Source organism: Klebsiella sp. S69 (assembly GCF_016516145.1).
Classification (GTDB): domain Bacteria; phylum Pseudomonadota; class Gammaproteobacteria; order Enterobacterales; family Enterobacteriaceae; genus Klebsiella; species Klebsiella oxytoca.
Window position 1 is genome coordinate 1 of sequence record NZ_JACVUU010000037.1, and the last position, 19,645, is coordinate 19,645.

At 52.5% G+C, this 19,645-nt stretch carries 17 protein-coding genes and 1 pseudogene; 11 read left to right on the plus strand and 7 right to left on the minus strand.

The annotated features are described in order from the left end of the window. Positions 1 to 378: 378 nt before the first annotated feature. Complete coding sequence (locus tag IAE27_RS27550; RefSeq protein ID WP_080957514.1) at positions 379 to 1,203, minus strand: hypothetical protein; 825 nt, start codon at positions 1,201 to 1,203, stop codon at positions 379 to 381. 381 nt (positions 1,204 to 1,584) lie between these two features. Continuing rightward, positions 1,585 to 2,397 (minus strand): DUF4157 domain-containing protein, encoded by an 813-nt coding sequence (locus IAE27_RS27555; RefSeq protein ID WP_200093223.1) that lies wholly within the window; start codon positions 2,395 to 2,397, stop codon positions 1,585 to 1,587. A 259-nt stretch (positions 2,398 to 2,656) separates the two neighbouring features. On the opposite strand from IAE27_RS27555, the gene IAE27_RS27560 reads away from it, so the two are divergent. The 3 genes and pseudogenes from IAE27_RS27560 to IAE27_RS27570 all read left to right on the plus strand — a co-directional run. Next, entirely contained in the window at positions 2,657 to 3,922 is a 1,266-nt protein-coding gene (locus IAE27_RS27560) for a HEPN/Toprim-associated domain-containing protein (RefSeq protein ID WP_200093225.1), read from the plus strand. Positions 3,923 to 4,870: 948 nt separating this feature from the next. After that, the gene (locus IAE27_RS27565; RefSeq protein ID WP_224257864.1) at positions 4,871 to 5,401 is read left to right on the plus strand and encodes a GNAT family N-acetyltransferase; all 531 of its coding nucleotides are present in this window, start codon (positions 4,871 to 4,873) and stop codon (positions 5,399 to 5,401) included. A 218-nt stretch (positions 5,402 to 5,619) separates the two neighbouring features. Beyond that, positions 5,620 to 6,096, plus strand: a pseudogene (locus IAE27_RS27570) (PTS transporter subunit EIIC); the annotation flags it as partial. A gap of 64 nt (positions 6,097 to 6,160) precedes the next feature. Here the strand turns inward: IAE27_RS27570 and IAE27_RS27575 are convergent. The 3 genes from IAE27_RS27575 to IAE27_RS27585 all read right to left on the minus strand — a co-directional run bounded on the left by IAE27_RS27575 (position 6,161) and on the right by IAE27_RS27585 (position 9,537). Beyond that, entirely contained in the window at positions 6,161 to 7,927 is a 1,767-nt protein-coding gene (locus tag IAE27_RS27575; RefSeq protein ID WP_200093227.1) for an FKBP-type peptidyl-prolyl cis-trans isomerase N-terminal domain-containing protein, read from the minus strand. Further along, entirely contained in the window at positions 7,924 to 8,328 is a 405-nt protein-coding gene (locus IAE27_RS27580; protein WP_004104699.1) for a hypothetical protein, read from the minus strand. Before IAE27_RS27580 ends, IAE27_RS27575 begins: the two co-directional genes overlap by 4 nt. A gap of 297 nt (positions 8,329 to 8,625) precedes the next feature. Further along, complete coding sequence (locus tag IAE27_RS27585; protein ID WP_020476661.1) at positions 8,626 to 9,537, minus strand: LysR family transcriptional regulator; 912 nt, start codon at positions 9,535 to 9,537, stop codon at positions 8,626 to 8,628. A gap of 115 nt (positions 9,538 to 9,652) precedes the next feature. Here IAE27_RS27585 and speB point away from each other — a divergent pair, with 115 nt between their 5' ends. From speB to IAE27_RS27625, 8 genes are all read left to right on the plus strand, one after another. Beyond that, positions 9,653 to 10,603, plus strand: coding sequence for an agmatinase (speB, locus tag IAE27_RS27590; RefSeq protein ID WP_049593545.1), 951 nt, complete (start codon positions 9,653 to 9,655; stop codon positions 10,601 to 10,603). A gap of 10 nt (positions 10,604 to 10,613) precedes the next feature. Continuing rightward, positions 10,614 to 11,462, plus strand: coding sequence for a sugar phosphate isomerase/epimerase family protein (locus IAE27_RS27595; protein ID WP_023329957.1), 849 nt, complete (start codon positions 10,614 to 10,616; stop codon positions 11,460 to 11,462). Between the two features lie 12 nt (positions 11,463 to 11,474). Further along, positions 11,475 to 12,551 carry an isopenicillin N synthase family dioxygenase gene (locus IAE27_RS27600; RefSeq protein ID WP_023321475.1) on the plus strand — a complete coding sequence of 359 codons (1,077 nt, stop codon included), beginning with the start codon at positions 11,475 to 11,477 and terminating at the stop codon, positions 12,549 to 12,551. A gap of 9 nt (positions 12,552 to 12,560) precedes the next feature. Then, on the plus strand, positions 12,561 to 13,364 hold the full coding sequence (locus tag IAE27_RS27605; protein WP_004104712.1) for an ABC transporter substrate-binding protein: 804 nt from the start codon (positions 12,561 to 12,563) through the stop codon (positions 13,362 to 13,364). 24 nt (positions 13,365 to 13,388) lie between these two features. After that, on the plus strand, positions 13,389 to 14,906 hold the full coding sequence (locus tag IAE27_RS27610; RefSeq protein WP_108704644.1) for an amino acid ABC transporter permease/ATP-binding protein: 1,518 nt from the start codon (positions 13,389 to 13,391) through the stop codon (positions 14,904 to 14,906). 3 nt (positions 14,907 to 14,909) lie between these two features. Continuing rightward, complete coding sequence (locus tag IAE27_RS27615; protein WP_016810052.1) at positions 14,910 to 15,638, plus strand: class II aldolase/adducin family protein; 729 nt, start codon at positions 14,910 to 14,912, stop codon at positions 15,636 to 15,638. A gap of 5 nt (positions 15,639 to 15,643) precedes the next feature. Then, positions 15,644 to 16,576, plus strand: coding sequence for a 2-hydroxyacid dehydrogenase (locus tag IAE27_RS27620; protein WP_064397971.1), 933 nt, complete (start codon positions 15,644 to 15,646; stop codon positions 16,574 to 16,576). A gap of 74 nt (positions 16,577 to 16,650) precedes the next feature. Next, positions 16,651 to 17,445, plus strand: a complete 795-nt coding sequence (locus IAE27_RS27625) for an SDR family NAD(P)-dependent oxidoreductase (protein ID WP_023321477.1) — start codon at positions 16,651 to 16,653, stop codon at positions 17,443 to 17,445. Positions 17,446 to 17,501: 56 nt separating this feature from the next. Here IAE27_RS27625 and IAE27_RS27630 read toward each other — a convergent pair whose 3' ends face one another. Both IAE27_RS27630 and IAE27_RS27635 read right to left on the minus strand, forming a co-directional pair. Continuing rightward, positions 17,502 to 18,695: an MFS transporter gene (locus IAE27_RS27630; RefSeq protein WP_154022869.1), complete on the minus strand. Its 1,194-nt coding sequence runs from the start codon at positions 18,693 to 18,695 to the stop codon at positions 17,502 to 17,504. Between the two features lie 65 nt (positions 18,696 to 18,760). Further along, positions 18,761 to 19,537 carry an SDR family NAD(P)-dependent oxidoreductase gene (locus IAE27_RS27635; RefSeq protein ID WP_070556401.1) on the minus strand — a complete coding sequence of 259 codons (777 nt, stop codon included), beginning with the start codon at positions 19,535 to 19,537 and terminating at the stop codon, positions 18,761 to 18,763. Positions 19,538 to 19,645 lie beyond the last annotated feature (108 nt).

Below are 19,645 nucleotides of genomic sequence, written 5' to 3' on the forward strand. Positions count from 1 at the left end.
CGTTAACTTAAGATACAAAAGCTGTCCGGAGATGGCGGGTCAAGATCACTGAAGGATTGCTTGGTTGGTTGCATTATCGCCGGTATCATTCCAACCGCGTACTAAGTGTTGCAAGGCTCTCTTTGCATAATAGGTCCACATAATCATCAAATCGGGTACGCACCCTTGACGCTGAAATGACGTGGGCATTGAGGGCGAGCCATCTGAAGATAGGTAATGTTGAGTTTGTCCTCTGTAGAGAACTCCTGGCCCATATTGTTTAATAACTATTTTGAGTTCTTCGAGCGTCTTGCAATGACAATGTTCCATCCCACCTCTCCATTCCAACTTTAATAGTCGAATAAATGCTCTTGACTCAAATTTAGTGTGCCATTATGCCTATTCGTCTACCATCATCCCTTGATAGGTACAACCTCGTCGGATAGAAGCTTCTTGGATTGTAAATTTTGGACCCAACTCAATCTGTAGCGCATTTATTCTAAGACCAAAAAAATCAAAATGCTGTAGATCAGTTTTTAATTCTTCAATAAATACGGATTTATAAGCATTTGCATCAAACCCTTGGAATAACACTCCAGCATTATCCAATGCAGTAAAAACTCTAGAAACAGCAGAATTGAATATCGGCAACAAGTCCAAATACACTTGCTTTGTGGGGTATCGATCTACTTTCGTTTTTTCCCACACTTTTTCAAAGGCCAAGCCATTTTCCAGAGAGACGAATCTGGATAAAGCATTTGCTTTACCCATTGGGTTTAAGTAGTCCGATTCGCTGCGTGGATCTAAGCGACTATAAACATCTTCTAACTTTATCAAATGCATCATCAACGGAGGATTGCCACCTGTCGTTCGATGCCTAGCAATTAAATATTCAGCCCCAAGTAGACGCTCAGGTTTCCCATCCAACCAAATAGTCTGGAGAAGGCTATGGAATAGAGGATGATCACGGTGATGAAGAGCATTTCGAATTGAAATTAAGAGGCTAGTCTCAGGATGCTCATGGAAGTCAAATATCGCTTGTGATACATCATATAATGTATGAAAACCCTCAAGATTTTGCTCAAATGCTCGATCTAGGTTGTGGATAGCCTCTTCACGGTCGATTGCTACCAATTCTCGGTATCTTAAAAATGCTTCCCCATAGAGTCGCATATTGTTGGCAAAACGCCCAAGAGCATTAGTAATAATTGATACATCGCCCATATCAACCCTCAGCATCTTAGTATTTATAGACTCTTCTTGTGAGTCCTCGGTTGGATTGCATAATCATATAATGGCGTACTGAACATAGCTATCAATAGCGCTGGGAATGTCCGCTCCTGGCACAAAGCTGCCTGCCATGCCTGCTTAAAAAACAGGCTTGGCGTAGGATATTTTCCGTTTTCCCAGCGGACCCCAAGAACGCCGACGGCGAAGATCTGCGTAAGCCTGATTCGGTGAGGTGCACAAAGGGGGGCGCAATTCGTCCCAACACTCTCTACCCTTGAGCGTTTACAGCAAGGTTAAGGCTGCAAGACACCTATAAGAAACCCGCCACTACCGGCGATTTTTTTGTTATGGCCATACAGGAGAAGCCCATATCTATTATCTAGTTATAAACCCTTGCACCAGGCCCTGCGGAATCTGAGCATAGCAGGGTGAGCCGACAATCATCGCAGGGCCGGGGCCGAACCGTCCCATAGGTGTTTGGCAAAACGAGCCAACAACTACTGGCTGTAACGGCGAGTTGTTGATCGGAACATATTGCGGTGGTGGCATGTTGATAACTGGAGGCGGCATAGAAACAACCGGCTGCGGATTCTGAGGGAATCCTCTTGATTGCGCCCAGGCTGCATAACGATATTGTTTGTCATAAGCGGGTTGTTCTACTGTGCCATGGTCACGTATGTATGAAATGGCAAAGTCATGAGCACCCCATCTCGAATACTGATCAACATGAGTAAGTTCGTGTGCCCAAATCGCTGGATTATTAGCACTGGCAGTATCACGAAACACTATGACGTCTATGAGGGTCACAGCACTAACTTGCCCGGCTTGCTCAATAACACGCGACAGATTGAGGAAACCATTATCCTCGACCTTAAATCTCGCCTTATTCATTGAGTCTTCACTTGCATACCCGGTGAGCATTTGACGAATCATAGGAGGGATTGGAGCCGTCCCATTTATAGCCGTGTTTCGAGACTGAATAATCCATTGTTCCAAGGCAGGGGCACCAGCTTGTGAGACAAGTTCATTGAGGCTTGGGCCGACTATCGGCAATCCCCCGATAACCCCACCTCCGCATGTATCGCATAAATGTCCAATAGGCCCTAGATTTATATCCATACCGTTACTGTTCGAAGCAGAGATCATTAAGGCAGTAGTTAAAAGGCAAAGCCGGATGTTCTGGTACATAGCTTCATCTCCACAGAAAGCTACATAGTTAAAAAAGGTATTGTAAGAATAGTTGCTTGGGCAATATGTTTCTGAATGAAATTATATTATTTTAATATATTAGGCTCCGCAGCTAAGAGCGGTATGAAAGGTGCCTTTTGCCGGACTTGATCTTCCGACCTCTAGTGCGAGGTTGTTAGATATCAGGCTGTTTTGAACGAGGCGCTGACTTATACTCGTATGGCCATTGCGAAACTTGATTAAGGTAAGGAGAGCGCTCTTGTCATCTTGGGCTGATATAAGAATTGACGGGTATGTGATTGAAGAATTTACTCATTATGGCTGTCATTTTTGGTACTTCAAACACTCGGAGCGAGTAAGGGAAGTGGTCGAGAGAACTTCTGACGAGGACTCAGATGATGTACGTGATTTTATAGGATATAGAGCAAGCGCTAAAACGATACAAAAGCGGCTGGAACTGAACGGTTTCAACTACCTGACTCTGAAGGAAGACTTTAACGTCAGTCTCGATCGCTATATCGATCAGCTTGAGTATGGACTCAGATCAGTACAGGAAAGACTTTCTAAAAACATTGATGACGCCTTTTATCTTAATATGAGGGATATACAAAGCAATATTATTCAAGTAATTAAAGGAACGTCACTTGACGAATGGCTTCAATTGCTACCTGCGGCGCGTAAGGAAAAAATAAGACGGAAGCACGATAAACCGTATTCAGATGGTACTCCAGAATGGAGCAGCTGTGATAGCTCCCCAGCATTACTTAATGCAATGCTGAGTACTCCGTTAATATATTCTGATAGCTATTTGGCGGCTGACTTTAATTTTCCGGTATCAAATCCTGATTTCTTCTCTCTGGCGCTGCTTTTAACCGTGCCAGATGATGCAATTTGTGAGCTTGACCTGACCGAGCTTATTGTCGCTGAATATCTTGATGATTTTACTGATCTTGCTGAAATAGCTTTGTCCGAAACCTCTCCTTGCAAAGCCTGCCGCGAATCGCTTGCTGAGCTGTCGGAACTTGCTGGGGTAGAACCATCTAACTCCACGCTTCAAAGGATGTGTTATGCCAGCATGATTACGGCAATGGAAACCTATCTTGGTGACATTATTAAAAGAGAAATCATGACGCGCCCTGCCTTAATGGAGCGTTTTGTAACTACCTATGAAGAATATAGTGAGATGAAGTTTCCACTCAGCAATATTCTCTCTCAGCTTCGTAAGCTAGATAAACGAGTCCGTGACACCTTAGATGGAATTGCTTTTCACAATCTTGCTAAGGCTAAAGAAATATTCCGTAATGTATTGATAGTGGAGTTTGACAATAGCAGCTTTAGCAAGCTTTGTAAGGCCGTCGGTACACGAAATGATATTGTTCATCGAAATGGGAAGGACAAAAAAGGAAACATTGTCAGTCTTAGTATTGGCGATATTCAGGCGCTTAGAGGAGTGATTTTGCAGTTTATCAGCAATATTGATCAGCAAGTGCTTGATGGCCTAGCGGCAGCGTGCGCAGAAGATTAGTTGTTGACCGTCCGCTCTGGGTGAGGAGAGGAAATCACAGTCGTTGTCACAACAGTTGAGGGTCAACTTAAGTTGTGGTCTGTTACTCAACGGTGAGCAGGTCAAGTCTGTTTTTCAGTGTGACGACTCAACTAGATATCATCACGCACAGTCACTATCTCGTCTCATTTTTCTCATCAAAGGGAGAAAAAACTTTTAGGCACCCAAATAGGCACCAGCAAAAAGTCGAACTAGTAGTTACCAAAGTAAATTCAATGGATTAAAAAACCAATTCAGACTCCGCCAGCCCACCAAAATTCTCCATCGGTGATTACCAGAGTCATCCGATGAAGTCCTAAGAGCCCGCACGGCGCAAGCCCTGCGGGCTTTTTTGTGCCTGCAATTTGTCCCGCGAAGTCAGATGCCAACTAATTAAATCCGAACCTTTTAGGCACCTTGTCAGGCACCTCATAAAGCTTTAGTGTTTTTGTGGAACCTAAAACTAAGCCTGTACGTCAGCGAAAAAACACTTTTATTCAATGAGATAAAATCAGCCATTCTCATTAAAGCGCACTACGTTTTCCTGATGGGGATGGCCTTGAGCTAATCATCAAATCCAGCGGGTTTACGCTCTGGCCGTTCGCCACATTCGCTCTTTTATTTCGAAATCCTTACCAGTAACGCTGGTTGCATACTTCCCCGCTGTTCATCCTGCCTGTTTCCGCACCACAAGTGGCCGCGACACTCGTTACTGCAGCGGTTCAGCATGCTCCGGAACCGGAGACCACATTGATCCGCCCCTGATGAGAAGCCTGGTGGCGGCCTGCTTCTCAATCCTGTATTCGTCTACCTTCCGTTTCCAGATGAAAAGGGACGGCTTCACATTGCATTTATTGACGCAAATAAAAGACAATCATGAGTTGAGATTCGATTATGCTCTCTGGCACTCATCGGCATTGCACGGGCTTTATGTCGCAGGATGGCGAAAAAGACGTTACACGCCCCATTTTCACAGGATCAATTTTGAATATTTACTCAAAACGCTGCGTGATACGACCGTTTAACGCCGATGATATCGAGCCTTTTATGGCATATCGCAACGATGCCGAATGGATGCAGTACCAGGGGTTTAAGGGCCTGACAAAGGAAGCTTATGCCGAGGCGTTGCTGGGAAACGCTTCTCTTACACAGGGCATGCAGCTCGCGGCGATCGATACCGCGACCGGGACTTTGATTGGCGATCTCTACTTAAAACAAGAAAACGACATCATCTGGCTTGGCTACACCGTTAGCCCGCGGTATGCAGGTCAGGGTTACGCCCTTGAAACTGCGATGGCGGTCATTGACTGGTGTAAGCAGCAAGGTTTTTTAGCCGTAAAAGCCGGCGTTGTGGCAGATAATCTTCCCTCAATAAATTTACTGAACAAACTCGGATTTTCCTGTTCCTGCACGGAGGATGATGAGCAGATTTTTGTTTTAAACATACAACCCGCTCATTAATTCCCCCTACTTTCAGCTTGTCATACTCACATACCTCTATCCCGACAAAAATTTCTCTGATTAATCTGCTGTTACCTCGTTCACACCGCGGAAGGTCACATTCTACTTTCCGCGTCATTTGTTTTTAAAACAATTAGATAAATGGCTTACCGCCCCTTCATCCTGCTAGTTTTATGCCTGTGACGCACCCTGTGCGCAGTTCTATAAGAGAGATAACCATGAAACGAGCTGTGAACGCCCTACAAAACTTTGGAAAATCCCTCTATGGGCCGGTACTTATCTTGCCGATAGTGGGTCTGTTTATCGCTTTTGGCAACGTGTTGGGCAACGGCAACCTTGCGAAATATCTGCCCTTGCTCGGCCATCCTTTTATTCAGAATATCGGCCAGCTCATTGCTAAATCAGCGGTATCGGTACTGGTGAACCTGGCGCTGATCTTCGCCGTTGGGATCCCCGTAGGCCTGGCCGCCCGCGATAAAGGCTACGCGGCGCTCATTGGCCTGGTGACGTTTATCGTCTTTATCAACGCCATGAATATCACACTGCAGCTGCAGGGCCAGCTCGCGGCGCCGGAACAGATGAAAGCAGCCGGCCAGAGCATGGTGCTGGGCGGCCAGGTGCTTAAGATGGGGGTCTTCGCCGGGATCCTCACCGGCGCGCTTTCGGGCTACAGTCTTATATCGGTTACGGGTATGAATCTTACGTATTCGGCCTGCCACCCTGCGAATGCGCCAATCTGCCGGTGCCCGCTATCGACGATCAGGGAATGAGTTCAAAGGTAATTGAGATTAACGTATCAGCATTTATGTCAGCGGGCGTCGTGCTGTACAGCGAACCAGCCTGACCATATAGCGTGACCGCGCCGCCTTTTAAGCCCGCAGATAAAACTTTGGCCATCAGGGGATCGATTTGTTTGTCGTATATCATCCTGGAATTCATCGTATTGAGTATTGGGGTACCATCAAGCTTTTTCTCCAGTATATTCAGGGATAAGGACTCATTCTGCTTGTAAGGTTGCTTCCCTTGTTTATCAATCACGAAATAGACACCATTAGGCAAAACCTCATATTTTTTATTTTTAATTTTGGCCATGATTCTTTTTTCAATATCAACGTACTTAGATGACATTTGTTCATTAAGGGTGTTAACGATGGTTTCTATTTCACCTTCTTTGATTTTCAGCTTTTTATGGTAAGCATCGTTAAAGCCTGAAACCAGCGCCGAAGGCGACAGCTTCACATCATTGTCAGCCATTTTATTCACATCCGATAGCGCCTGAGTCAGATAGAAAACGCCGAGTGCGTAGGCATTTTTAATGCTTTTATCAGTAAGCTTTAACTCACTTTCCTTTATGGCCTGGCTATCAAGGGCAGACTGTAATTTCTGATTTTGATTGTTCAAAGCAGCAACTGACTCAGCATATTTTTTCTGCGCCGCTTCGGCTGCGGCGCTCAGCTCAGCATTTTTTTTGCTCAGCGCGTCGAGCGCGGATTTGTGCTGACTTTCGCCCTGGGTGTTCTGCTTTTGCAGCGCGGCGATCTGCGCCGACAGCGTGCGGGTGGTCTCATCCAGCTTTTTCTGCGCCGCTTCGGCAGCGGCGCTCAGCTCAGCATTCTTTTTGTTCAGCGCGTCGAGCGCGGATTTCTGCTGGCTTTCGCCCTGGGCGTTCTGCTTTTGCAGCGCGGCAATCTGCGCTGATAGTGTGCCAGTGGTCTCATCCAACTTTTTCTGCGCCATTGCGGCGGCAGCGCTCAGTTCAAGGTTCTTGCCCATCAGCGTGTCTATCGTTGATTTCTGAGCGTTCTCACTTTGCCCTTTCTGAGTTTTCAACGCGGCGATCTGCACCGACAGCGTGCGGGTCGTATCATCCAGCTTTTTCTGCGCCGCTTCGGCAGCGGAGTTCAGTTCAGCGTTCTTTTTGCGCAGTGCTTCAAGAGTACTCTTATGCCCGTTTTCGTCCTGTGCACGCTGCGCCTTTAACGCCGCAATCTGCGCCGACAGCGTGCGGGTGGTCTCATCCAGCTTTTGCTGCGCCGCTTCGGCAGTGGCGGCCAGTTCGACGTTCTTTTTAGTCAGCGCGCTCACCGCGGCAGGATCGCCACTCTCTTTCTGTACACCCTGGCTACTCTGTGCCTTCAGCGCGGCGATTTGCGCCGACAGTTCGCGCGTTGTTTCAGCGAGTTTTTTCTCCGCCGCTTTGGCTGCCGCGCTCAGCTCCGCATTCTGTTTGCGCAGAGCGTTAATCGTACTTTGCGTTTGATTGCTCTGATTTATTCTTTTGCTGACGCCATCCTGCTTCGGCGGCATTTTTTTATCACGGCTCTCGTTATTCAGATTAGACGAGGCCGACTCCGCGCTAGCGGCGCCTGAGGCCGGCGGATTCTTAATTTCAAGTTTCTTGATATTATCAAGGAAGTCTCCCCCCTCGGAACGAGCAGGGAGCATGACAAAAAGGGTAGAGAGAGCAAATACAATCGCAAGACCTCTGAGATCGTATAATTTCAGTTTCCCCTTAAGGCTCATCATCTGGTCAGCCCATCTTTAAGATCGGCTTTCCGGGCGCGGGTTTCGAACTCTTTGATTAATTTCTGAGAAATACTATTACACTTATCATTTATCTTATATTCAAAAAGCGGGGTAATGGTTGATTTTACGCTGGCTGAGGTTTGCCCAGAAACAGAGGCATAAAACTTAGCGTCGTTAATTAAGCCATAGAGTTCACTTGAATCTTTCTGGAACTTGTTATCCAGCTTAACTAAAGCATCCGCATCCTGGATACACTGCTGTAAAGCAGGAACTTGTGCAGGCTGTTCGGTTTGACTCACATCTTTCTTTATTAGTGCGCTATCTGTTTTTTTAATATTAGTACACCCCTGCAATACACCCACAGAAATACACACCAATGCCAATAAGCTATTTCTTATCATTTTCCCATCCATTAGAAAAATAGTGCACAAAAAAATATATTTCTCGATTCCAGCAGAAAAAAAATTAACAAACAACGTTACAGGTTGGATTTACTCGTAATTCAGAAAAAACACATAAAAAGGTTATTTTTTGACCAATTACAGAGTGGGAATTATCCTGGAACCAGGCGATATTTTTATCTGATTTTTTTCTTAATAACATATAGTTAATGATGTGCCGTCTGCTATATGCCTGATATTAAGCGGTCTATTTCCCAATAAAATCAGGCATAAGCTGTTTCTCATTCATTACTAAACTCATGCACTCCACTTCGGCCTGGCTACGGTATTCTTCTTCAGAAGATTGCGAAACTCCTTGAGATAAGGTTCATTGCTGCGCCCGCGCTTGCAGATCGCCGAGAAGGGAGATTGAAAGCCAAACTCATTGGGTAGCAGCACGCGCAGGCGATTCTCTTTAATCCACGGCCAGGCGTAGTGTTCTGGAAGATAGCCGATGTATTTCCCGGACAGGATCAACAGCAGCTGCGCATCGACGGTTTCAACCGTGGCGCTGCCCTTGCTGAACCCGCGCCGCCGCAGATCGCTGGTATTCCAGTAGCTGCGCGTCACCAGTGGACACTGGCTGATGAGATCTTTATCGAGCTGGCGACTAAAGAACATCGGATGCAGGTCGCTGCAGTAGAGCCAGTGCTGCTCGCGGTAGAGCGGTTCGCTGATGATGTTATGCACCCGCGAATTGTAGCTACCGATGGCGAGATCGATATGGTTATTCAGTACGCCGTTCAGCTGTTCCGCCGGGGTGCGAATAATCAGCTTGATGTGTACGTTAGGAAACTTATCGCTAAAACTGCGCAGCACCACCGGCAGCGACAGCGCGGTTTCCGTTTCGATGGAGTCAAGCGTTGAGATGCAAATCGTGCCGCTATGCTCGCCTTTCAGCAGCGCCGACTGGCGCTCCAGCTCGTTCAGTTCGCTCAGCACGCGGATCGCCTGCTGTAAAAAATGCTGCCCTTTCTCCGTTAACGCAAAGCCGCCGCGTCCGCGCTGGCACAGGCTAAAGCCCAGCTGGCCCTCCAGCTGCGACATCGCGTTGCTGATCGCGGAAACGGAAATCCCCAGCTCCTGCTGGGCCCGGCCATAGCTCTCAAGGCGGGCCACCGCCTCAAAAACCTGGAGCTGTCGAATGTTTAGCGTCGCGTCGTTAAGCATGGCGTTTAGTTCACTGATAAATGAACTAAGTATTTGCGGCGGACGATTTAAAGTCCAGCACATCTTGCGCACTATCCCTGCTGTTGAGTTTTGAATATCAGATTCAGGAGCAGAAATGGATAACGTCTTTCATCAACCGCAGGGTGGCAATGAGATGCCGCGTTTTGGCGGCCGCGCCACGATGATGCGCCTGCCATTTATTGAGGATTTACAGGAGCTTGATGCCGCATTTGTCGGCATCCCTCTGGATATCGGGACCTCGCAGCGTTCCGGAACGCGCTACGGACCGCGCTATATTCGTACCGAATCGGTGATGATTCGCCCGTACAACATGGCTACCGGCGCCGCGCCTTTTGATTCACTGTCGGTGGCGGATATCGGCGACGTACCGATTAACACCTATAGCCTGCTCAAATCGGTGCAGATTATCGAGGATTACTACACCAGTTTGAATAGTTTTTCGCTCATCCCCCTGACGCTCGGAGGCGATCACACCATTACCCTGCCGATTCTGCGCGCGTTAACCAAAAAGCACGGTCCGGTAGGTCTGATTCACGTCGACGCCCACACCGATACCAACGATGAGATGTTCGGCGAAAAGATTGCCCACGGCACCACCTTCCGCCGCGCCGTCGAAGAGGGGCTGCTGGATCTTAAACGCGTCGTCCAGATTGGCCAGCGCGCGCAGGGCTACGCCGCCGGCGACTTCCAGTGGGGCGTCGATCGGGGCTTTCGTCTGGTTCAGGCGGAGCAGTGCTGGCACAAATCCCTGGCCCCGCTGATGGCCGAAGTGCGTCAACAAATGGGAGATGGCCCGGTTTATCTCAGTTTTGATATCGATAGCCTCGATCCGATCTGGGCCCCCGGCACCGGAACCCCGGAAGTAGGCGGCCTGACGTCAATACAGGCGCTGGAAATTGTGCGCGGCTGCCGCGGTCTGAACCTGATTGGCTGCGACCTGGTCGAGGTCTCGCCCCCCTATGACGTCAGCGGCAACACGTCCCAGCTGGCCGCCAACCTGCTATATGAAATGCTCTGCGTTCTCCCGGGCGTGAAATATCCATAGAGGAAAAACCATGCAGCTTAACGTCTTTCGCACGCTGTGGGGCGTCACCACCCCGTGGCAGCAAACGGTTAGCGAACTCCAGAGCGTCGGCTGCTGCGGCATCGAAGCGCGAGTGCCGCTGACGACAGAAGAGCAGCGAACGCTGGCCCGGCGCCTCGAAGCGTCCGCGCTTCAGTATATCGCCATTGTCTTCAGCGGCGGCGGCGTCATTCCGGCCCAGGCCGAGACGCCCGCGCAGCATCTGGAGCGCTTAAAAGAACGTTTTGCGGCGGCAAAAGCGCTTAATCCGCGCTTCGTCAATCTACTGGCCGGTAACGACCGCTGGCCGCTGGCGCAGCAGGTGGATTTTCTCGGCAGAGCGCATGAACTGGCCGCCGAGTATGAGCTGCTCTGTAGCTTTGAAACCCATCGCGCCACCTCGCTGTATAGCCCGTGGCTGACGCTGGAGATTATTCAACAGCTGCCGCAGCTGCGCTTTACCGCCGATATCAGCCACTGGATCGTGGTCAGCGAACGCCTGCTGGATGACCCTTACGATGACTTCAGCGCCTTTATCGAACGGGTCCACCATATTCAGGCCCGCGCCGGATACGACCAGGGGCCGCAAGTGCCACACCCGGCCGCGCCGGAATATCAGGCGGCCCTGCGGTTTCAACAGCGCTTCTGGGAGCAAATCTGGCAATCGCAGCGCCGGCGCGGCTACCAGCACACCACGCTGACCCCGGAGTTTGGTCCCGATGGCTATCTGCATCACCTGCCGTTTACCAACGTTCCGGTCGCCGATCTCTGGTCGCTGAACGCCTGGATGGCCCGGCGTGAACAGCAACATTTTGTCGAATTCACCTCGCTAACTGCATAAGGAACGGAAGAGATGACCGCTGCAAAAAGTTCTTTTACTGAATTACCGACCATCGACATCAGCGACCTGACCTGCGCCGATCTCACCCGACGACAGGCGGTGGCCGACGCCATCGGTCAGGCGGCCCGCGAGGTCGGCTTTTTCTACATCACCGGACACGGCATTGCGCCCGAGCTGATTGCCGGCATCCGCGCGGCGGCGAAAGAGATTTTTGCCCTGCCGATGGAGCGCAAGATGGCGTACTACATCGGACAGTCGAAAAGCCATAAGGGCTACGTTCCCGAAGGCGAAGAGATTTACGGCTCCGGCAAGCCGGATCGCAAAGAGGCGTTTGATATCGGCTTCCAGGCCGCCGACGACCACCCGTTGGTCGTGGCTAACACGCCGCTGATTGGCGCCAACGAATGGCCGGATATACCCGAATTTCAATCCCGGGTACTGGCCTGGTATGACGCGGTCTTCTCCCTTGGACATCGCCTGTTTGACGCCTTTGCTCTGGCGCTTGGCCTGCCGGAAGGTTATTTCAGGTCGATGGTCACCTGCCCACCGTCAAAGCTGCGCCTGATCCACTACCCCTTTGACGCCAGCGCCGAAGATGTTCCCGGTATTGGTGCACATACCGACTATGAGTGCTTCACTCTGCTGCTCGCCGACCAGCCGGGCCTTGAAGTGTTGAACGAAGATAGCGCCTGGATCGACGCCCCACCGCTGAAGAACGCGACCGGAGAAGAGGCTTTCGTGATTAATATCGGCGACATGCTGGAAGTGCTGAGCGCTGGCACATTTGTTGCAACAGCACACCGCGTACGTAAGGTGCCGCAGGAACGTTACTCCTTCCCGCTGTTTTTCGCCTGCGACTACCACACGCTGATCCGCCCCCTGCCGGGCTTCCTTAAGGCGGGCGAAGCCAGCGAGTATCAAGAACTGAGCATTGGTGAACATATGTGGAGCCAGGCGTTACAGACCTATCGCTACCTGCGCGAGAAAGTCACCCGCGGCGAGCTCCAGCTCCCCGAACGCGCCCGCGGCACCAACACCTTTGGCCATCTGAAAAAACAAGCCCAGCAAAAAACCGTTAATAACCCGTGAGGATAAATGATGAAAAGAACGCTAAAAAAACTCTCGCGCCGTGTGGCTTTGACCATCGCCGTCACCGCTTGTTTTTCACCGCTGACTCAGGCCGCAGAGCTGCTGACCGAGGGCGTATTTAAGGTCGGGATGGAGGTGACCTATCCGCCGTTTGAGTCCTACGACAGCAATAATAATATCGTCGGCATCGACCCGGAATTTGCAGCGCTGATCGCCGAACAGCTGAAAGCCAAACCGCAGCTTATCGACACGAAATTCACCAGCCTGATTTTAGGTATCGGTAAAAAATACGATGCGGTGATTTCCGGAATGTACGTGACTCCCGAACGTCAGAAGCAGGCGGATGCGATTCCTTACGCCCTGTCCGGCGCATCCATTATTGCCCTGAAAAACAGCACCATTCAGCCCAAAACCGAAGATGAGCTGTGCGGCGTGAAGGTCGGTCTGCAGGCGGGTACCGCCTGGGTTTCCAGTCTCAAAAAACACTCCGACGAGTACTGCCTGAAAAAGGGTAAACCGGCGATTAGCGTTCAGGAGTTCCCCACCGCGCCGGAAGCCTCCCAGGCCCTGCTGTCGAAAAATATCAACGCCCAGTTAGAAATCGCCCCGGCGGCGCAAATTATCGTCGAGAAAAGCCGCGGCCGCCTGGCCATTAGCTCAAATCGTCTGGTCTATCCGCTGCCGCTGGGGATCTACGTCGCCAAAGGCAATACCGAGCTGGCCGAGGCCATTAAATCAACGTTAGCCACCCTTAAAGCCAACGGCAAATATGACGCCATCATCAAGAAATACAGCTTAGAAAGCATCAATTAATACAATAATTAAACGGGAGTCGCTATGGAGTTCGATTGGGGATATTTTTTCTCATTATTTAGCGTTGGGGCATTCTGGCAGGCGTGCATTACCGTCATTGTCGTCAGTTCATTGTCCTGGTTTATTGGCCTGATATTAGGTTTTCTTTTAGCCTGCGCTAAGCTCTCCGGCCCGCGCTGGCTGAAGGTTCCCGTCGAACTCTATATTTGGTTTTTTCGCAGCGTACCGCTGATGGTGCTGCTGGTCTTTGTCTATAACCTGCCGCAGCTGTTTCCGGCCACCCAGCCGCTGCTCGGCATTCCGTTTATCGCCGGGCTGGTATCGATGACGGTGACCGAAGCGGCTTATATGGCGGAAATCCATCGCGGCGGCCTGCTTTCGGTCGCTAAAGGGCAAAGCGAAGCCGGGCATGCCTTAAGCTTTAGCTTTATCGGAATTCAGCGCTTAATTATTATTCCGCAGGCGTTTCGTATCTCCCTGCCCACGCTGATCAACGAATATATCACTATCATTAAGCTCAGCTCGATTCTGTCGGTTATTTCGCTGCCGGAACTGCTGCTGACCGGCCAGCGCCTGTACGCGCAGAATTTTCTCGTAATGGAGACGCTGCTGGCGGTCGCGGTCTATTACGTCATGGTGGTCACGGCCTTTACCTGGCTCTTCCGGGCGCTGGAAAACCTGCTGGATATTCAGCGCAAACGTCCGCAAACGCTCAATGAAACGGAATGCGAAACCCTGCGTCAAAACCTGAAGCCGCCGGTGCAGACAACAAAAACGCAGTCCGCCCGCGGCAACCCGCCGGCGCTCGATTTGCAGGGCATCGAAAAATCCTGGGGCCAGCACCACGTCCTGAAGGGGATTGACCTGAAAGTAGAAAACGGCGAGGTGATCAGCATCATCGGCCCGTCCGGCTCCGGCAAAACCACCCTGATCCGTACCATCAACGCTCTGGAAAGCATTGATGGCGGCGAGATCATTCTTTACGGCGAGGATTATCTGAAGGGCGCCTCCATTATCGATAAACAGCAAATGCGCGCGGGCGTGCGCCGCATCGGCATGGTCTTTCAGGGCTTCAACCTCTTTCCTCACCGTACGGTGCTGGATAACGTGATGCTCGCCCCGCTCTATCACAAGCTCCTTGACCGCCCCGCCGCCAGAGAGCAGGCGCTCTGGCTGCTGGATCGCGTCGGTCTGCTGGCGCACGCCGAAAAATACCCGTACCAGCTCTCCGGCGGTCAGCAGCAGCGCGTGGCCATCGCCCGCGCCCTGGCGCTGAAACCGGACATCATGCTGTTTGATGAACCCACCTCGGCGCTGGACCCGGAGCTGGTTGGCGAAGTACTCAAGGTCATTCAGTCCCTCGCCCGTGAAGGCATGACGATGCTGATCGTGACCCACGAGATGGACTTCGCCTTATCGATTTCTGATCGGGTGGTGATGATGGAAAACGGCGTCGTGCAGAGCGATGTGCCGCCGCAGCGTATTCGCAGCGATGCCGCCGAACCGTCCCTGGCCCGCATTCGTGAATTTATGGGAGTGTAATAAATGACAACTGAACTGGAATTACGCCAGCAGCTGGCGGGCGCCTATCGTCTGGCGGCGCTGTTCGGCTGGGAAGACACGCTCTATACCCACTTCTCCGTTCGCCTGCCCGGCGACGGCGAGCCGCGATTTTTGATTAACCCCTTCGGCATGATGTTTGATGAAGTGACCGCCAGCAACTTAATCGTGGTCGACATGCAGGGCAAGGTCGTCGAAGGCAGCGCGCCGGCAAACTCGGCGGGCTTTACAATCCACAGCGCGGTCCATATGGCTCGCGAAGACGCCCACTGCGTGATCCACACCCACACGCTGCCGGGGATGGCAGTCGCCGCCTGTGCGGAAGGGCTGCTGCAGCTCAACCAGATCAGCACCGAGTTTTATCAACGCGTCGGTTATCATCCTTATGAAGGCGTGGCCTTCGATCTCGATGAACGCGTGAGGATCCAGCGCTCGCTCGGCGAGAATATCGCCCTGATCCTGCAAAGCCACGGCCTGCTGTCGGTCGGCCGCACCGTCGCCGACGCGTTTTACATCATGTATTACCTGAACCGCGCCTGTGAAATCCAGATGGCCGCCGCGCAGCTGGCTTCGCTCGGCTCCATTCATACGATCCCCGATCGCCTGAGCCAGCACGCCTGCGAGCAGCTGATGGGAGTCGAACATGAACGCCAGCTGGTGTGGCAGGCGTGGCTGCGTCGCCTCGACCGTCTTGATACTTCTTATAAGAGTTAACGCCTATGACTCCGTTCACTATCGTCGTGGATTGTAACGATCCTCAATATGCCCAGGAGATTTGCGCCGCTTTCGCGCCATTTCCGCAGGCAAAAGCGGTCCTGCCTGACCACCCCGCCGCTCGCGAGGCGCAATACGCCTGCTGCTGGTTTCCCGATCCGCAGATCCTGGCGCGATCGCCGCAGCTAAAGCTGATCCAGGCAGCGTCCGCCGGCGTCGATCATCTCCCGGCCAGCATTTTCGCCAGCGATGTTCCGCTCTGCCGGGTGGTTGACGATGATTTTCGCCACGGCATGTTTGAATACGCGCTGTGGGGCGTGCTGTGGTTTCAGCGCCGCTTTGACCGGGCGCTGGCTCACCAGCGCAAGCGCATCTGGAAGATGTATCCGCAGCGCGCGGCGGCCGATTATCACGTTGGCGTCATGGGCCTCGGTGAAATTGGCGGCTATATCGCCTCGCAGCTCGCCGGGATGGGGTATCGGGTTTCCGGCTGGGCGCGTAGCGAGAAATCCTTTGCCGGCGTGCGCTGCTTTCACGGCGACGCGCAGGCCGGTGAATTTCTTGGTCAGCTGGATGTGCTTATCAACGTCCTGCCGTTAACCGAGCAGACGCGAGGTATCCTCGCCCACCCTTTACTGGATCGTCTCCCCAACGGCGCGGCGTTGATAAACTGCGGCCGCGGCGAGCATATGGTGAACCAGGACGTGATCCGGGCGCTGGATAGCGGCAAGTTATCCGGCGCGGTGCTCGACGTCTTCCCCGTCGAGCCTCTTCCCCAGGAAGACCCGCTGTGGCAACACCCGCAGGTAGCAATTACGCCGCATATGGCCTCCATCGCCCAGACGGAGGCGATCGCCCGCCAGCTGCTGGACAACATCCAGCGGCTACATCGGGCGCTGCCGCTGAAAAACCGGGTGAACAAACAGAGTGGTTATTAAGCCCGAAAACGTCAAAAGCATAATATCCGCTGCTACGCTTAATGGTCTGTCCAATAAAAAATAAGGCTGGCAGCATGAATATTGATCTATCGGGGAAAGTTGCACTGGTTACTGCCTCCACCGGCGGCATTGGTTTCGCCATCGCCAAAGGTCTGGCAGCAAGCGGCGCGGAAGCGATCGTGAATGGCCGCAGCGAGCGTAGCGTGAATGCGGCCATTGCCCGCCTGCAGAGCGAGGTTCCCGGCGCGAAGACCCGACCGGCGATAGCCGATCTGAGCGACGCAGAAGGCGTGAATCAGCTGATACAAGCAGTAAACGGCATCGACATACTGGTGAATAATGCGGGTATTTACGGCCCGCAGGATTTCTATGCCACCGACGATGCAACCTGGGAAAGATACTGGCAAACCAACGTGATGTCCGGGGTTCGTCTTTCCCGCGCGCTGCTACCGGCCATGGTACAGAAAGGCTGGGGTCGGGTGGTTTTTATCGCTTCGGAATCGGCACGCAACATCCCGGCGGATATGATTCACTACGGGGTCACTAAAACCGCTCAGCTATCGCTGGCCCGCGGGCTGGCGAAATATGTTGCCGGCAGCGGCGTCACCGTGAACAGCGTCCTGCCGGGACCGACCCTCTCGGATGGCTTTGCCGAGATGATGAAAGATGAAGTCGCTAAAACCGGTAAATCGCTGGAGCAATTGGCCAAAGAGTTTGTGATGGCAAACCGCCCCAGTTCGGTGATTCAGCGCGCGGCCACGGTAGAAGAGGTCGCCAGTATGGTGGTTTACGTCTGTTCGACTCAGGCTTCGGCGACGTCAGGCGCGGCGCTGCGCGTGGATGGCGGCGTAGTGGATGATATCGTCTGACGCGCTGTGCGCGGATAACAAAACGTTCAGCGCGCAGGCGTTTATCTTGAGCAAAGTTAGCGCCTGCGCGCTGCCCTTTCGCCGACCAGCAGCAGCGCCAGCGCAACCACAACCGGGACCAGCGATCCCCACAATACGGCGTTCCAGCCGAAGAGGTTCATCAACGCGCCCGAGGAAAATGAGCCAATCATCATGACGCCGAAAACGATAAAATCGTTCAGCGATTGCACCTGGTTTTTCTCTTCCGGTCGGTGGAAATCCATAATCTGCGTCGACGCGCCGGTAAAACCAAAATTCCAGCCGATGCCCAGCAGGATCAGCAACAGCCAGTAGTGCATAACATCAATACCGGCCAGGCCAACCATCACCGAGAGCGCCAGCAGAATCAACCCGGCAGCGTTAATACGCCGGGCGCCGAAACGAGCGATCAATTTGCCGGTGAAAAATCCGGGGCCGTACATGGCGATTACGTGCCACTGGATACCCAGATTCGACGCCTGCTGCGACAGGCCGTGCATATGCATGGAAAGCGGTGCGGCGGTCATCAGGAAGTTCATTACCATGTAGGCGATTGCGCCGCTAAATACCGTTCGGGAAAACCCGGGCTGGCGCACAATTTCGCCCAGCGGACGCCCGCCGGACTTCGCCTGCGCCGCCGGTTCGGCGGTTTTTACTCCCAGTAATACCCACGCCGATACCGCTGCCACCAGCCCCTGAGCAATAAAGGTCATGGCAAAGGTGTGCGGCGGCCAAAGATTCATGGTGCCGGTCACCAGCATCGGACCGATGACCCCTGCCGCCACTCCGCCCCCCATCACCAGGGAGAGCGCACGCGCGCGCCGTTCGCCGCTGACGCCGTCAGTAGCGGCAAAGCGAAAGGAAACCGCCACCGCCGCATAGGCGCCGCCGAAAAAGGCCGCGATGCAGAATAGCCAGAACGAACTCATGACCACCGCCGTCGCCGCCAGCAGCCCCGTCAACATACCGGCCCCGGTCCCGACCATAAACACCGTTTTGCGTCCGCGCCTTCTGGCCAGCGCGCCAAACGGCAAAATACAGGCCGCCATGCCCAGCACAAAAATGGTAATCGGCAGCGTGGCCAGGGTTGGAGAGGGCGCGATGGCGTTGCCAACAATCGCCCCGGTAGCGTAGAACACCACCGAGTTTGCCCCTGCCAGCGCCTGCGCCGTCGCCAGGCGAACAATATTCTGGTTTTGCTGCCTGACGGGCAACGTCATTTCAGCGCTCATAGATTCTCATTATCCTGAATTCATTTTTCGTTATGCCAACGCCCAGGATGACATAATGAACGTAATCAGGCATTTCGACCAGCCATCACGCCGCCATCAATATCCCATACCGCGCCGGTCACCCAGCGGGTGCTATCGCTAAGCAGAAACGCTACGGTTTGCGCGATATCGTCAGGCGTACCGACGCGGCCAATAGGATGGAAGCCGTCGAAGCTATTCATCACATCCTTCACAGCATCTTCAGGTAGAAAGGCTTCATATATCGGTGTATGCACTACCGCCGGAGATACCGCATTGACGCGAATCCCGCTGCTGCCCAGCTCAATTGCCAGATTTTTGGTCAACGCATGCAGACCTGCTTTTGCCATTGAGTAGGCTGACGACGGCGTTGCGCCAATCGCCTGCTGCGCCCACATCGATCCAATATTCACAATTGAGCCTTTGATATTATTGGCCAGCATATTGCGCACCACGTCGCGGGTGATAAAAAAGGTCGCGCGGTTGAGATTCATATACCGATCGTAATCGGCCATTTCATGTTCGATGAACGGCTTCGGGAAGAAGACGCCAGCGGCGTTAACCAGCAGGCTGATATCCTGATGTTTCGCGTTGATGCTCTCCATAACCCGCGCCATACCCGCTTCGCTCATCAGGTCAGCGACGATGATCTCCACGTTACCCTCAGCCGCCAGCGCCTGACGGGCCTGCTCAGCCTTCTGCTGGCGATTGCCCACCAGCACGACCTGACCGCCCTGTTCAACAACCCGTCTGGCCGTTGCCAGCCCCATACCGCTGGTTCCGCCAACCACTAACAATTTTTTACCGGCAAACACTGTGTTCATCATTAACCTCTTTATGCTTGATTTGGATGGCCTAAGCATGCCTTTGCAGAGCCGCGCTGACGAATGAGAAGAAATCGCGTCACAATAAAGAAAATCTATCTTGATGGA